General features: G+C 56.3%; 13 protein-coding genes. 7 read left to right on the top strand and 6 right to left on the bottom strand.

Annotation, left to right across the window (positions count from 1 at the left end):
- Positions 1–118 precede the first annotated feature (118 nt).
- The 5 genes from CO670_RS31695 to CO670_RS31675 form a co-directional block, all read right to left on the bottom strand.
- On the bottom strand, positions 119–1,399 hold the full coding sequence (locus CO670_RS31695) for a pyruvate dehydrogenase complex dihydrolipoamide acetyltransferase (RefSeq protein ID WP_097593971.1): 1,281 nt from the start codon (positions 1,397–1,399) through the stop codon (positions 119–121).
- A gap of 1 nt (position 1,400) precedes the next feature.
- On the bottom strand, positions 1,401–2,399 hold the full coding sequence (locus CO670_RS31690; protein ID WP_097593970.1) for an alpha-ketoacid dehydrogenase subunit beta: 999 nt from the start codon (positions 2,397–2,399) through the stop codon (positions 1,401–1,403).
- A complete protein-coding gene (locus tag CO670_RS31685; protein ID WP_097593968.1) occupies positions 2,399–3,430 on the bottom strand; it encodes a thiamine pyrophosphate-dependent dehydrogenase E1 component subunit alpha in 1,032 nt (343 codons plus the stop codon). Before CO670_RS31685 ends, CO670_RS31690 begins: the two co-directional genes overlap by 1 nt.
- Positions 3,431–4,756, bottom strand: coding sequence for an NAD(P)H-dependent oxidoreductase (locus CO670_RS31680; RefSeq protein WP_097593967.1), 1,326 nt, complete (start codon positions 4,754–4,756; stop codon positions 3,431–3,433).
- 336 nt (positions 4,757–5,092) lie between these two features.
- Positions 5,093–6,058 (bottom strand): sugar-binding transcriptional regulator, encoded by a 966-nt coding sequence (locus tag CO670_RS31675; protein WP_097593966.1) that lies wholly within the window; start codon positions 6,056–6,058, stop codon positions 5,093–5,095.
- A gap of 375 nt (positions 6,059–6,433) precedes the next feature.
- Between CO670_RS31675 and CO670_RS31670 the strand changes: the two genes are divergently transcribed.
- The 7 genes from CO670_RS31670 to CO670_RS31640 are packed head-to-tail and all read left to right on the top strand — an operon-like array spanning position 6,434 to position 13,147.
- Positions 6,434–7,990, top strand: coding sequence for an extracellular solute-binding protein (locus CO670_RS31670; protein ID WP_097593965.1), 1,557 nt, complete (start codon positions 6,434–6,436; stop codon positions 7,988–7,990).
- 4 nt (positions 7,991–7,994) lie between these two features.
- On the top strand, positions 7,995–8,942 hold the full coding sequence (locus CO670_RS31665) for a sugar ABC transporter permease (RefSeq protein ID WP_097593964.1): 948 nt from the start codon (positions 7,995–7,997) through the stop codon (positions 8,940–8,942).
- A gap of 1 nt (position 8,943) precedes the next feature.
- Positions 8,944–9,786, top strand: coding sequence for a carbohydrate ABC transporter permease (locus tag CO670_RS31660; protein WP_097593962.1), 843 nt, complete (start codon positions 8,944–8,946; stop codon positions 9,784–9,786).
- Positions 9,787–9,790: 4 nt separating this feature from the next.
- On the top strand, positions 9,791–10,834 hold the full coding sequence (locus CO670_RS31655; RefSeq protein WP_097593961.1) for an ABC transporter ATP-binding protein: 1,044 nt from the start codon (positions 9,791–9,793) through the stop codon (positions 10,832–10,834).
- Positions 10,834–11,808: a sugar kinase gene (locus CO670_RS31650; RefSeq protein WP_097593959.1), complete on the top strand. Its 975-nt coding sequence runs from the start codon at positions 10,834–10,836 to the stop codon at positions 11,806–11,808. Before CO670_RS31655 ends, CO670_RS31650 begins: the two co-directional genes overlap by 1 nt.
- A 33-nt stretch (positions 11,809–11,841) precedes the next feature.
- Entirely contained in the window at positions 11,842–12,534 is a 693-nt protein-coding gene (locus tag CO670_RS31645; protein WP_097593957.1) for a hypothetical protein, read from the top strand.
- Positions 12,527–13,147 (top strand): hypothetical protein, encoded by a 621-nt coding sequence (locus CO670_RS31640; protein ID WP_097593956.1) that lies wholly within the window; start codon positions 12,527–12,529, stop codon positions 13,145–13,147. The genes CO670_RS31645 and CO670_RS31640 overlap by 8 nt, the downstream gene beginning before the upstream one ends.
- A 654-nt stretch (positions 13,148–13,801) precedes the next feature.
- Here CO670_RS31640 and CO670_RS33780 read toward each other — a convergent pair.
- Positions 13,802–13,912, bottom strand: coding sequence for a 4Fe-4S dicluster domain-containing protein (locus CO670_RS33780; RefSeq protein WP_348628118.1), 111 nt, complete (start codon positions 13,910–13,912; stop codon positions 13,802–13,804).
- Between the last annotated feature and the right edge of the window lie 73 nt (positions 13,913–13,985).

Genomic DNA, 13,985 nt, shown 5'->3' with positions numbered 1-13,985 from the left:
CGCCGGGGCCGGAGCCGATAATGATGACGTCGTAGGACATCTGTTTTCCTTGAAAAGATGGGGGATCCGCCACCAAGTCTTCGCGCCGTGGCAAGATCCCCCGAGGCTCGGGAGGAAGCTAGATCAGCATGCTCATCGGATTTTCGATGAACGCTTGGAACTTTCCGAGAAGCTGTGCGCCCAGAGCACCGTCTACCGCACGATGATCGGTTGACAACGTCACAGTCATGACTGTCGCGCTCGACAAATCACCTTGAGCATTGACGACAGGCCTTCTTTCCCCAGAGCCAACAGCCAGGATGGTTGAATGGGGAGGGTTGATGATCGCGGCGAATTCCCTCACCCCGAACATGCCGAGGTTCGAGATTGCTCCTGTGCCGCCCTGGTATTCGGCCGGCTTCAATTTTCCCGATCTGGCGCGTGCGGCCAAATCCTTCATCTCATTCGAGATCGTGGATAGCGTCTTGGATTCCGCATGTCGGATGATTGGCGTGATCAGCCCGCCCGCCACGGAAACGGCAACTCCCACGTCAACGAAATGATGACGCAAAAGACTCTCTTCCGTCCAAGACACGTTCGCGTCGGGCGTTGATGCTAGAGCCAGCGCGTAGGCCTTGATGACGATGTCGTTGACTGACAACTTAAATTGGGGCGTGCCGTCTGTCATCGGCACAGACGCGTTGAGCTCCGCTCGCAACTTGAGCAACGCGTCGATGCGGCAATCAACTGTCAAGTAGAAATGGGGAATGGTGGTCTTCGCTTCCAGCAGTCGCCGGGCGATCGTCCTTCTCATGGGGGTGTGAGGCTGGACATCGAACGTGCCCTCGGCAAACAGCGCCAGGCACCCCTCGGACGAAGGTTTCTGCCCGATATGCTGCGTGCTTGTGGGCGCGGGCGGAGCAAGCGGCACTTCGGAAAGGTGAGCCTTCGAAACATCAGCGCTCAAAATCCTTCCATGTGGACCGGTCCCGGCCACGGATCCGAGATCGATGCCGTTTTCCCGAGCCAGACGCCTTGCCAAGGGCGTAGCCCTGATGGTTCCTCCGGCATCGGTCGATGGATCGTGATTTTGCGAATTGTCGACCCCGGTCGCTTCCGAAGCCTCCGTCTTTACGGGAGCGGCCGGCGCAGATTGCGCAGGCGCGGCTTGATATTCCTCGCCCTCCGCGTAGATCCATGCAACCGCCGAGCCGACCGCAATGTCAACGCCTTCTTCGCCGTTGACGTTCCGAAGAATGCCTGCAGCAGGAGAGTCTATCTCCATTGCTGCCTTGTCAGTCTCGATCTCGAACAGGACGTCGCCCTTTCCGACGCGGTCACCTTCCTTGAAGAACCACTTCGAGATCTTGCCGGTCGCCATATCCATGTCGACCTTCGGGAGGATGATTTCTGTCGCCATCCTATCGTGCTCCCCTCACAAGATCCCGCGCTGCACTGAATATGTCTGGGACTTGCGGAACGGCAGCCTTCTCAAGCTCCGGATTATACGGAATTGGCGTTTCGGAGCCCCCAAGGCGGACAATCGGCGCATCGAGATAGTCGAATGCGTCGCTTTCCGCGATCATCGCACTTATTTCTGCACCCACTCCAAGCGTTTTGACGCCCTCATATACGCAGAGCAGCCTAGTCGTCCTTTTCACACTTGCGATCACGGTTGCCCTATCGATCGGACGCACCGAACGCAGATCGATCACTTCTACGTCGATTCCCTCAGCCGCCAGCTTTTCGGCTGCGTCGAGCGCCTTGTGAACCATGATCGACGTTGCGACGATGCTGAGATCCTTACCCTGTCGGCGGATAACTGCCTTATCGAGGGGAACCGTGTAGTGACCTTCCGGAACCGGTCCCTTCATCTTGTACAGGAGCTTGTGTTCAAAGATCATCACCGGGTCGGGATCGGCGACAGCGGCGAGCAGCATGCCCTTAACATCATGTGGAGTTGCCGGCTGAATAACCTTCAAACCGGGGACATGTCCCAGCCACGCCTCGAGGCTCTGGCTATGCTGTGCTGCCGCCCCCGTTCCGGAGCCGGCTGGGAACCGCATGACAACCGGTACAGAGACTTCGCCGCCGAGCATATAGCGCATTTTGGCCGCCTGATTGACGATTTGCTCCATCGCGAGAGCGGCAAAGTCTGAGAACTGAAATTCGAATATTGGTCTCAGTCCGGTCATCGCGGCACCAACCGCGACGCCTGCGCCGCCAAGTTCGGAAATCGGCGTGTCCATTACGCGATCCGGTCCGAACCTGTCGATGAGATCGCCGGTGACCTGAAAAGCGCCACCGTAGACACCAATGTCTTCGCCCATCAAGATAACGCGCTCGTCCGCTTCCATCGCGATTGCCATGGCTTCCTGGATAGCTTGGGAGTAGCTGAGCTCTCGAACCGTGGTATCCATTACGCTTGCTCCGTATAAACGTTATCGGCCAAGCCGGAGATCTCAGGCATCGGGCTTTGCTTTGCGAATTCAATCCCGGCCGCGATTTCCTCCTCTACGGACTTGCGGATTGCCGCCAGTTCAATGTCATTCGCGACACCGAACTCCCGGAGTTCTGTTTCGAACCGAACGATTGGATCGCGGTTGCTCATCCAGTCCTCGATTTCGTCTTTCGTGCGGTAGCGATTTCGGTCGCTTTTCGAATGACCTCGGTAACGATAGGTTTTGCACTCGATAAGGGATGGCCCCTCGCCGCGCTTCGCGCGCTCGACGGCATTGTGAGTTGCTTCTGCCACCTCGGACAGCACGTTCCCGTCGACGATAACGCCTGGCATGCTGTAAGCGGCGGCACGGTCTGCGATATTGGCAACCGCCGTGGATCGCGCGGTCGATGTCGACATGCCGTAGCCATTGTTTTCGCAGACGAAGATAACGGGCAGCTTCCAAACGGCAGCCATGTTCAATGCTTCATGGAACGCACCTTCGTTGTTTGCGCCGTCACCAAAAAAGCAGACGACGACCTTTCCGGTCTTCAGGCGCTTTGATGTCAGTGCTGCGCCAACGGCGATAGGCAAGCCGCCCCCGACGATACCGTTCGCGCCGAGGTTGCCGGTCGTAACGTCGGCAATATGCATGGAACCGCCACGGCCGGCACAATAACCGGTCGTCTTGCCGAAGAACTCCGCGAACATGCGTTTGACATCCGCGCCCTTGGCGATGCAGTGACCATGGCCTCGATGGGTCGAGGTGATCTGATCCTGTTGCGTCAGCGGGAGGCAAACGCCCATGGCGCTGGCTTCCTGACCGATCGACAGATGCATCGTCCCATGGATGAGACCACGTGTGTAGCTTTCTTCAGCGCCTTCTTCGAACTGACGGATGAGGTGCATCTTCCGAAGAGCGTCCAGTAGCTGATCGCGGGTATATTGTCGGTAGATGAAGGGCAGATTGCTGGTCTCGGCACTCTTCATCGCTCTTGCTGAGTTCGCCATTTACGCCTCCTTGCCGTAAACCAGAGCGTCTTGCCGGGCACGCAAGGCGGCCAGACGAGAACCTTCCGCGACCGATGCGTTGCTGTAGGTAATCAGCTCACCCTTCTTGATCGGCGCGGTGACCTTGCCTCCCTGCAGCATTCCGCAAGGAATGGCAGAGGCGCTCCGCGCTTCAGGCGCGGTCATGATCCAGGCGCGATAGCAGTACTCGCCGATTGCATCGAGCTTGTCGCCTGGCTGGAGATCTTTCTTGGCCACCGCACATACCTCAGCCACAGGCGTAGACAGAGGAACCATGTCCGGCTTTCCGTAAAGCACGACACGGGCACAGGTGAGCGGGACTTCCAATGAGGTCAGATGATACGGCCGATGGAAGGTAAAATACGGCCCCTTGCCCATCTTCAGATCTTCCATGCGCTCCGAGATTCGCGGATGGGACATATCCGCAACGACGAACACACCGGGAGCCACACCTTTTCCGATCGAATAGTCGACAACACCTGCCTTCGTCAGCACGCCGCCGTCTTTTTCCGGCACGAGAACCTTTGACAGTTCGTCGAGCGTGGCCGCCGGACCGTGCATGCCAGGCTTATCCGGCACAAGACCTGTCGCGTTTGCGATGGCGGCCATCTCCACCATCGTTTTCGAGCCGTCGACGAATTCGACAAGCATGCGAACGTTCATGTTTCGGCGCGCCGCTTCTTCGGCGTATTGGTCCGGGACCGCGTCGATGTTCAAGGGGTTGTTTTTGCCCTTGCCTGCAGCAACGATCGGATGACCCATCGCCGATACAAACTCGATCAACTCGATGCAAGACGATGGCTCATCTCCTGCTCCAAGCGAATAGGTAACCCCGAGCCGCTCGGCTTCACTTTTGAGGTAGGCGCCGATCGTAACGTCAGCTTCGACGTTCATCATTACGAGGTGCTTGCCGTGCTCCATGGCCGAGAGGCCTATTTCCGCACCGACGGCAGGGACGCCGGTGGCATCGACGACGACATCGATCAAGCCGCTGTTCAGAATATTGGTGGAGTCGGCTGTGATGGCGATTTGACCCGCTTCAATCACGGCATCGAGTTGATCCGAGGTCGATGCTTCCCGATGGTGGCCTTCGGCCCGGTAAGCGATGTCGACTGCCTCGCGAGCGCGTGCGGCGTTGAGATCGCAGATTGCACCGATCTCGATCCCGGGCATATGTGCGACGCGGGTCACGATGTCGGTGCCCATCTCCCCGCTACCGATCAGACCAATTCGAATAGGTTTTCCTTCGGCCTCACGACGCACGAGGTCGCGTGCAAGCCCGGTTGGCGCAACGTTAATGGGCATTCCATTCCTCCCGAATTCACTCGAGGGATTGGTAATGTACATTTGTAACTCAGTCAACAACTATGTTCGCAAAGTGAGCCTGGGCATGCCATTTCTCCTAATTGTCGACAACCTCAAGAACTTTTGTTGCGAGCCTGAACGGCATTTCAAGCCATCGCAGCGAGCGAAGCCCATCATCCAACGAGCGCGTCTCGCCCGACTAGCTTGTTTGCTGATATAAATTTTCCACGCGATATGCCGCGCCAACCTGCTGGACAGGGCGAAGGCGGCAAATTAGCGAACATTGGCGCAAAAAATGGAGGGCCGGTCTGGGTTCCGGGCTCCGCGCGACCCGATTTACGCTGAGGCTAGCAGAGCGCCCGCAGTCTGCTCGTCGGTTATCAAGGTTGTTGGCTTGAGTGTAATAAGGCTGGCGCGAAGTGCTGCCAGCTTTTCTGACCCACCGGAGATCAGGATGCGTTCTGGTGTTCGCCGCAACCGCTCGAGATTCACTGATATTACCCGAGCATTGACCTCGTGGTCGATAACATTGCCGTCCTTGTCAATGAAGTTATAGAGCACGTCTCCGACGGCGCCAGCCTCTATCAAAGAGCGACGATCTGCCTCGCTCAGATACCCGGTACGGTAGCTTGTCGTCAACGCGGAGATCCCTCCGACAGAAAGTAGCGCAACGTCGAGCTTGTCCGCCATTTCAAAAATCGCGGCAAGGCCGCATCGTTCCAGCAGCGCATGCTTCGTCTCAGGGCTATCCACCACTGCCGGCGCCGTAACCAGAAAACCCTCACCTTTGAAAAGCTCTGCGAACTGCCAAGCAAACTCGGCAGGATTAAAGCGACGCGCGGCCGAAATGCCTCCGAGCAATGAGACTACGCGAAAATCATCAAGGGCGGCGCCGGCAATGAATGGCAAAGTGTTATAAAGGGTGCGCCCCCAGCCCACGCCAACGATCATGCCGGAATGCATCAAGCCGGTGATCAGCGTTCCCGCCGCTGCAGCAATCACCTTCGTTGGATCGCCTTCTGAGTCGGCAAAGGGGGCAACAATCACTTGCCTGATGCCAAACGTCGTCTCAAGCTCTCTTTCTAGAGCAATCATGTCCGAAAGCGGCGAGGATATTGTAACGCGCACCTCGTTGCGCCGACGCGCCTCCGCCAGCAGCCGGACAACCATGACTCGGTTGATGCCCAACTGGGCGGCGATATCCTGCTGCGTGTAATTCTCGATGTGATAGAGCCACGCGACTCGCGCTCGCAGCCTTTCAGAATCGCTCTGAACCATGGCAACTGGAGACGTGGTCTGCATCTAGTTTCCTTTCGGGCCTCTAAGGGATGGCCGATGACGTGGTGGGAACCAGTTCTTTTCCTACAAGGTCAGTGCCCTTCACCGTCGTTACAAGATTTACCTTGCTGTGGATAGATCGGCAAGAAATGGCGAGCGCCCCAGTTATCGCGATGCACAAATTTATCATTTATAGGATCAATGTTCTCTAGCGCCGACAGAGATGGCGACAAAAAATCGATTGACAGCCGCCCGATATGAACACATTGTATTTTTTGTTAGCAAATGTTCTTGCTTCGGCAGGAGGGTGCTATGATGGGAGCGGAGTGGAGGCCGCGCCGAAACGGTCTTGCCTCCATTGGCATTCAGCTGATTTATTCAGATTGGGAGGAGTACAACATGACAGTTTTAAGTTCGGGCGTTTCGCGCCGCGGATTCCTGAGACATTCGGCAGCTTTTGGGCTCGCCGCAGGCGCAGCCTCAGCCCTCAAGCTGCCGGCGTTTGCGCAATCGGGTCTACCAGATGTCCAATCCGTTTTGGACAAAATTTCCGTTAAAGACTATGTCCGCGAGGACTACCGCAAGCTCTATAAGATGTCGGACGATCCGCTGTGGGATCCAGCAAAGGACTGGATCCGTACCGTGGATTGGGAAAAAGTTCGCTCGGAACAGAGCGGCAAAACCGTCAGGTTTGCCGTCGGCGCTGCTGACCAAGAGTCGGCTGCCGAGGGGCTGAAGCCTTTTGAACAATTGTCAGGCATCAAGGTCGAGCTGGTTCCAATCCCCGACGACAGCTTTTATGACAAGGCAGTTTCCGAATTCATTTCCGGGAACGCATCCTTTGACGCCTTGCAGTTCTTCTCGCCGTGGCTCGGTGATTTCGCCGGCCCAGGCTTCCTTGCCGATCTCAGCGAATATGCGGAAAAGTGGAAGCTGCCGCTCGATGACTTCTATGACACTTATCGTCTGAACTACGGCTATGTCGGCGGTAAGCTCGTTGGCATCCCCTTCGACTGCGATGTTCAGATGGTGCATCTGCGCAAGTCGATCATGGAGAAGATCCTCGGCGGCCCCATAGATCGAGCTCAATCGGTACCGACTTATGACGAACTCATTCGTATCACTGGCGAAGCAAACAAGCTCGGTGGCGGCGTAGCCGGCGTCGGTTTGATGGCGGCCCGTGGTTTCTGGGCAACTTACACCTGGGAACATATCGCGGCGCAAGCCGGACTTTCCCTGTTCGACAGCCAATGGAATCCGCAGCTCACCAGTGATGCCGGAATGAAGGCCATGGATATCATCCTGGCTCTCCAGAAAAACGCCATCGAAGGCGTTTCCGGCGCTGGCTGGGGTGAAAACCGCGCTGCCTGGCTTGGTGGCCAGGTTGCAGCAAATATCAGCTGGCAGGACAGCGGCACACAGGCCATGCGGCCTGATCAATCGAAGATCGTTGACGATTTCGTGACAATCTACGAACCGCGAATCTCGGGGGGTGTATTCGCCCCGCCGAACATTGCCGGCTCGACTTCCTGTGTTGCTGCCACGTCGCAAAACCCCGAGGGCGCGTTCCTTATGCTCGCCTTCCTCACGACTTCGTCTATCATGGCGATGAACGAAGCGAATGCGAACGGTGTTGCTCCGGGCTACCGCTCGGTTTTGGCAAACGAACGTCTTCGGGCGGTGAGCCAACCGATGAAGGTCTGGGCGGACAGCCTGGAGCACGCATGGTGCGCGCCCCGTATCCCGGGGATGTTCGAAATGGAGCAGGCGCTCGGAAACGAGATCAACCGCGCAGTCACTGGTCAGATTTCAGCCAAGGAAGCCCTTGAGAACGGGCAAAAGGCCTGGAAGAGCATCCTGGAGAAGAATGGCTTCTCCGGTGGAAATGCCCCGATTGCTTACGCGGACGCGGAGCCAGGGCTCTATGTAGGCAAAGGCAAGGCGCTGCCTTTCTAAGATCATGACCCATTCGACTCAAAGACTTGAAACGGAGGCGGCGTTTGCCGCCTCCACCGTAAAGGTACCCGCAAGACCTCGCCCCCGCTCGGCTACGGCGCGGAAGGTCTTCCCGTACCTCTTGGTTGGACCTGCTGTAGCCTACCTGCTCGCGATCACCCTGTATCCAGGTCTGTTCGCGATGTACCAAAGCCTCTTTGTCGTCAAGTTCGTGAACTGGTCTTGGGTCGGGCTCGGCAACTACACGAGGATCATCCAAGATCGCGAATTTTGGGCGGCGTTGGGAAACACCGCCATCATAGGCGGAATCTCCCTGACCCTGCAGTCCGTGATCGCGATGACCGTAGCTTTCTTCTGTTACCGCGACCCACTTGTCCGCGGTTGGCGCATCGTTTTCCTGATGCCGATGCTCTTTATGCCCTCGGCAGTGGCATTCATCTGGAAGCTGGCGTTTAACGACGGCCGGGTAATCTCCGACATCCTCATGTCGATTGGAGTGGTCTCCAACAATGTCGACTGGCTTGCGTCCGTCTGGCTCGCCAGACTTACACTGATCATCGCGGACGTGTGGCAGTGGACGCCCTTTCTTTTCATCATCTTCGTCGGCGCTCTTCAGGGGCAGGACGAGGAAATCGAGGAAGCGGCTCGATTGGACGGGGCAAGCTGGGGTGCCATTTTTTGGAACATCTCACTGCCGATGATGAGGCCGATCATCGTGGTTGCCGTAACGCTGCGCGGCATCGACATCACAACGATGTTCACAAACGTCTACATCATGACCCAAGGCACACCAGGCGGTGCGACGGAGACGATGAGCTACTTCATCTATCGCCAAGGCTTCAGGATGTTCAATTTCGGATACGCCTCCGCGGCATCTGTGCTGATGCTGATCTTCACGATCGTAATCGCTCAAACTGTCGTTAAGCGCGCATTCAAATCTGGGAAATCATGAGATGGCTAGTATTCGAAAAAGCGGCGGTGAAAGCCTTCTTCTTCGCTACATCATACTTGTCGCATGGGCGCTCGTTTGTCTCGTTCCAATCATCTGGTTCCTGACGATCGGCTTCAGGCCAAGAACGGAAATCATCGTACCAAGGCCCATCTACTGGCCCACCTGGAGCTTGGACGCCTGGCGCCTTCTCGTCAGCGACTGGCCCATAGCTTCTTATCTGCGAAATTCGGTTGTTGCGGTCGCGGGCTCTGTCGTTATTGACCTGATTTTGGCGATCCCCGCAGCCTTCGCTTTGGCTCGCTATGAGTTCCGCGGTCGGGAGGACATCGGCTTTTACATCCTGTCGACGCGGATGATGGCGCCGGCCATTGTCGCAGTGCCGATCTTCTTCCTCTTCAAGAATATGGGTCTGCTGGATTCCGTCTGGGCTCTGATGCTCATTTACGCGGCGATCAATCTCAGCCTCGTCACATGGATTATTCGCAGCTACATGCTGGATATTCCAAAGGAACTGGAAGACGCTGCCCGCACCGACGGCGCGGGCGACCTAACCATTCTTTGGGAAATAATGATCCCGGCGTGCCTTCCTGGAATCATAACGGCTGCGGTGATCGCCGCCATCTTCGCAATCAACGAATTCCTCTTCACCCTCCTCATCGCATCGACCTCGAAGGCCTATACGATGTCCGTTGCTCTCGCCAATTTCACCGGCGGCTCAGACGGGGTGATCTACAACGCTATCGCACTCGTCTCGTTCCTCGCATTCGCTCCGATCCTGATCCTCGTCATCCTGATCCAGAAGCATCTCTCGCGCGGACTCACGATGGGCGCTGTGAAAGGATAATTCCATGGCCTCTATTGAACTTAAGAACGTCGTGAAGAGCTTTGGCTCCTTCTTTGGTGTCCAAGACGTGACCCTCGATATCGCCGACGAAGAGTTTCTTGTCCTTTTGGGACCATCCGGCTGCGGCAAAACCACGACGATGCGCATGATTGCTGGTCTGGAACAACCGACAGGGGGTGAGATCCGCATCGGCGGCAACGTGATGAACGAAGTCGATGCACGAGATCGCGACGTTGCCATGGTCTTTCAGGGCTATGCCTTGTACCCGAACATGTCGATCTACGAGAACATTCGGTTTCCTCTGAGAATGAGGCGCATCCCAAGGGACAAACATGACAGCCTCGTTCGTCGCGCCGCCGACATGGTCGAGCTCGGACCGTTCCTCGAACGCAAGCCTGGCGCGCTTTCCGGTGGCCAGAGACAGCGCGCTGCGCTCGCCCGTGCCATTGTTCGTCAACCGCAAGTCTTCCTCATGGACGAGCCGCTTTCGAACCTCGATGCAAAGCTGCGCGCCAGCATGCGCGTCCAGATCAAGCACATGCAGCGCGACCTGAAGGTAACCACGGTTTATGTGACGCACGACCAGATCGAGGCAATGACGCTTGCTGATCGGATCGTCATCATGAATAAAGGGATAATCCAGCAGATCGGCACCCCCGATGAGATCTATTCGAATCCGGCGAATACCTTCGTCGCGGGGTTCATCGGATCGCCCCCGATGAATTTGGTGTCGGGGGCGGCGCAAGGTGGAGTCTTCTCGGCTCCTGGCGTGAAGGTCGCCTGCCCTGCCGAGCTGTGCGGTCAGGTCACGCTCGGTTTTCGGCCGGAGGATTGCGTGGTCGGCGGCGGGAATCTCCAAGGCACGGTCTACGGCGTAGAGCCGACCGGCGATATCACCTACCTGTCGGTCCGTACTCCAGAGAAGACGTTTGAAATCAAAGCCGGCCGAGATTTCCGGGCGAAGATTGATTCCAGCGTATCGATCGGATTTGATCCCGGTCGGCTCTACTACTTCGATGGTGACGGCAACAGGATCGGAGCTCAGTGATGTCGGCGACCTTTGATTTCAGTTGCGTCGGCTTTTACACTTTCGACGCTCTTTGCCGACCGGTTACGGAAATCCCTCCGGGTGGGCAGACTTTGTTCGTGGAAGACTTTACCCTGGCCGTATCCGGCGCGGCAGGTTCCGCCGCCATTGTGGCCGCCAAATACGGCCTTAAAGTGCAAGCCGTCGGCGGAGTTGGTTATGATGACATGGGCGATTGGGTCCGGATGAAGCTCCAGTCGTTCGACGTAGACACCACTATGATGCAACGCTACGAGGGCTACTCAACGTCCTGCTCAATCGTGACGACTCGACCGAACGGCCAGCGGCCGGCACTCCACAAGCGCGGTGCCACCGATGCATTCTTCGTGTCGGATTCCGAAATTGATCGCGTTCTTGACACTAAAATCCTGCATGTCGGCGGTGTCGGTCTGATGAACCGGATGGATGACTGTGGTCGTACTGCAGAAATCATGGCTGAAGCACGTCGGCGCGGCGTCATTACGACGCTCGACGTCTTCGCTTCGACATCCGCCGATCTCCCCAAAGTCGAAGCTCTTCTGCCCTACACGGACTACTTTCTTCCCTCCGAAGAAGAAGCTCAGGCGCTTTCGGGGTTGACCCACAACAAGGATCTGGCGGATTTCCTGCTTGGCAGAGGGGCGAAATGTGTGATTCTGACGTTGGGAGCAGAGGGCGCCTACTACCATGACGAATCAGGCCTAGAGTTTCACTCGCCGGCATTCCACGTCGATGTGAAGTGCACATGCGGGTGTGGTGACTGCTTCAACGGCGGTTTCGCGAGTGGGTTGGTGAAGGGACTTTCGCCTCGAGATGCAGTCGAACTCGGTCAAGCGTCCTCCGCATTGAACGCTACGGGCCTAGGAAGTCAGGCCGGCGTGGCCAATTACGATGCGACTCGTGCATTTATTAAGGCGACACCCAGGCGTGACTTGCGATATGATATTGTGGCCTAACAGAGGCGCAATGAGAGATGAGGGTAGGTTGGCATGTCGCCAGAATTCGCTCCACAAACGACGCAACTGAAAGACGTTTTGAGGTCGTTGCGCTATACCCTTAAAAAGGGGCGCGATACGGTGAAGGAGACTGCGCCTCGCCGGCTCCCAACGCCGGCATCGGGCATCGCGCTTTCCGCTCTTGGAGAGATTGAGATCCTCGCTCGCAACGTCGATCATTTCGTGTGCGATTTTGCACATTCCATCTTGAGCGACCCTGCGACGAATACACAAGGACTGCGCGAGATCGCTGCCTCTTCGCGGCCCGACTATAAGTTTTCGGTCGCTTATTATCAAACGATGAAACGCGTCTTGAGCCGTCTTGGCGCTAAGCGAGCGTTGGTTCGTCAAACTGCCGGCCGCCGGGCCTTTTTACGACTGGATCATTCACAAGATATTTTCGAGCTTGCGGCCCAATTGACGTTGCAGCTAGGAGATGACGGCTCGATAACAATCGATCGGTTGGAAGACCAATCACCCGTGATACGCTCTCGGGTCATAGTCGTCGCGGTTTTTGCAGCAATGCTCTCATTGCTCGCGGAGTCGGACGACGCTGACAGAGAAGCGATCATCTCTGCTTCCACCGATCTTGCGGCGGCTCTTCAAGTGACGATCCAGGATCTATATCAGAAGAAAGACATCTCGGCTCTCGCGTCGCTTCTCAAACGGTGCGCAAGCCATGTTTGATTTGTCCCGATCCGTGCAGAATCTTCCTCGGACCAACAAACCGCTAAGGGTGGCGGTCCGGCAGCTACACTGGTTCAAGGCTGCCTTTCATACACACGCTGCGCTATGCGACGAAGCGATGGCGTGCGATTTCGCTATTGACGACGTCAAGCTGGCAGGAGCATTCGTTCGGTGGCTAGAGAATATTGACCGTCAAAAGCCGAAAGAGAAGGCCGAACGACGCGAGTTTTTTCAGTTTGCACCCTCTATCGTATTGCGCGAACTTGTAGCGGACATGCCGATCGAGGCGGCTCGCGCCCCGGCCCACGTTGACCCGAAATCGCCGGCGGCGTTCTGGCCTGAGGGATATGTGGTCACGACATTTTGCCTGACTGTCTATGCCGCCACGATGGACCAGGAATTTCACGTGGACGTCCACGTTAACCAAATGGTCGACGATCTTCGTAGCTGGTGGTCCTTTCGGGAAAATGCGAACCAGGACATGAATTACGCGGCGGGCTTTTTCCAGATGTTGCTCGGCAATGAACCCAATTGGTGGATGCCTAGCAATTTCAGCGCTCGAACGCGCTCCGTCGGTGACGTCGACAATGTGAACGCACCCCCACCAAATTAAAGTCCAGCGGCCTTTCAGCGGGAGGACATATTGAAGTGGCTAAGCTGGCGCATAAGTGAGCTACGGCACAAATGGCCGCTGACGCTGAATTTTGAAGCGAAATCGGAACATCGGTCCGGAACGTAATATAACCGCATTCCCAAAAGGTGTAGCGGTGTGCTGCTTACACCTTGACTGAAATCGTGTGATCTGCGGAGGCTTTTCGAGATCCAAAGCGGATTTCGTCAATCCGAGTGATGAGATAATGGCGAGTGGAGAAGATCGTTCTAATATCTCGGTACAACCGCCGTTTATGAATACCCAAGCCGACACATGACGAAGTCTCTAAGGCGACGGCTGCGGTCTGAAGGAACATCGACCGAACGCTATGTAAACGGTTCAAAGCTTCGATAATCTCGCCCTGCGTTCATCCGCTCATGTCTAGGTCGTGTGTATATAGATACGGCGAATGAACGTTCGGATCGCCAACGCCTTCTTCATAAAGAAGCATTTGCGTCCGTCGAATACGGGCATCGAATTACAAAAATTAGAACTCTTCTCTGAGAGGCGTTCATTGGCCTCGCGTTTTGCTAGTTCAAGATCTGCAATCATACTGCCTCCTCGAAGTTACAATCACAAAGTTGCAGATGCTGACGACAACTTCGGTTGCCGAGGTTACATATTCTGATAGACCTGCCCCTCGTCGCTCCGGCGGCACCCTAATGATGTCTGATGGGGTTCCTTGATGTCGCAGAGCTTGCAGTGCACGCAGTTCTGGGCGTTGATGACGGATGTCGCAGCCGGACATATGCCAGCTTTTCCTCATCGTTCAGAAGAAGATCGGCACCAGGTTTGATTG

This window comes from Rhizobium sp. J15 (genome assembly GCF_002531825.1).
Classification (GTDB): Bacteria; Pseudomonadota; Alphaproteobacteria; order Rhizobiales; family Rhizobiaceae; genus Rhizobium.
This window is presented reverse-complemented; position numbering and strand designations above follow the sequence as displayed.

Bases quoted from the DNA above. Each gene is read 5' to 3' on its own strand.
- CO670_RS31695 (WP_097593971.1), bottom strand. From the start codon at position 1,399: ATGGCGACAGAAATCATCCTCCCGAAGGTCGACATGGATATGGCGACC.
- CO670_RS31690 (WP_097593970.1), bottom strand. From the start codon at position 2,399: ATGGATACCACGGTTCGAGAGCTCAGCTACTCCCAAGCTATCCAGGAA.
- CO670_RS31685 (WP_097593968.1), bottom strand. From the start codon at position 3,430: ATGGCGAACTCAGCAAGAGCGATGAAGAGTGCCGAGACCAGCAATCTG.
- CO670_RS31680 (WP_097593967.1), bottom strand. From the start codon at position 4,756: ATGCCCATTAACGTTGCGCCAACCGGGCTTGCACGCGACCTCGTGCGT.
- CO670_RS31675 (WP_097593966.1), bottom strand. From the start codon at position 6,058: ATGCAGACCACGTCTCCAGTTGCCATGGTTCAGAGCGATTCTGAAAGG.
- CO670_RS31670 (WP_097593965.1), top strand. From the start codon at position 6,434: ATGACAGTTTTAAGTTCGGGCGTTTCGCGCCGCGGATTCCTGAGACAT.
- CO670_RS31665 (WP_097593964.1), top strand. From the start codon at position 7,995: ATGACCCATTCGACTCAAAGACTTGAAACGGAGGCGGCGTTTGCCGCC.
- CO670_RS31660 (WP_097593962.1), top strand. From the start codon at position 8,944: ATGGCTAGTATTCGAAAAAGCGGCGGTGAAAGCCTTCTTCTTCGCTAC.
- CO670_RS31655 (WP_097593961.1), top strand. From the start codon at position 9,791: ATGGCCTCTATTGAACTTAAGAACGTCGTGAAGAGCTTTGGCTCCTTC.
- CO670_RS31650 (WP_097593959.1), top strand. From the start codon at position 10,834: ATGTCGGCGACCTTTGATTTCAGTTGCGTCGGCTTTTACACTTTCGAC.
- CO670_RS31645 (WP_097593957.1), top strand. From the start codon at position 11,842: ATGTCGCCAGAATTCGCTCCACAAACGACGCAACTGAAAGACGTTTTG.
- CO670_RS31640 (WP_097593956.1), top strand. From the start codon at position 12,527: ATGTTTGATTTGTCCCGATCCGTGCAGAATCTTCCTCGGACCAACAAA.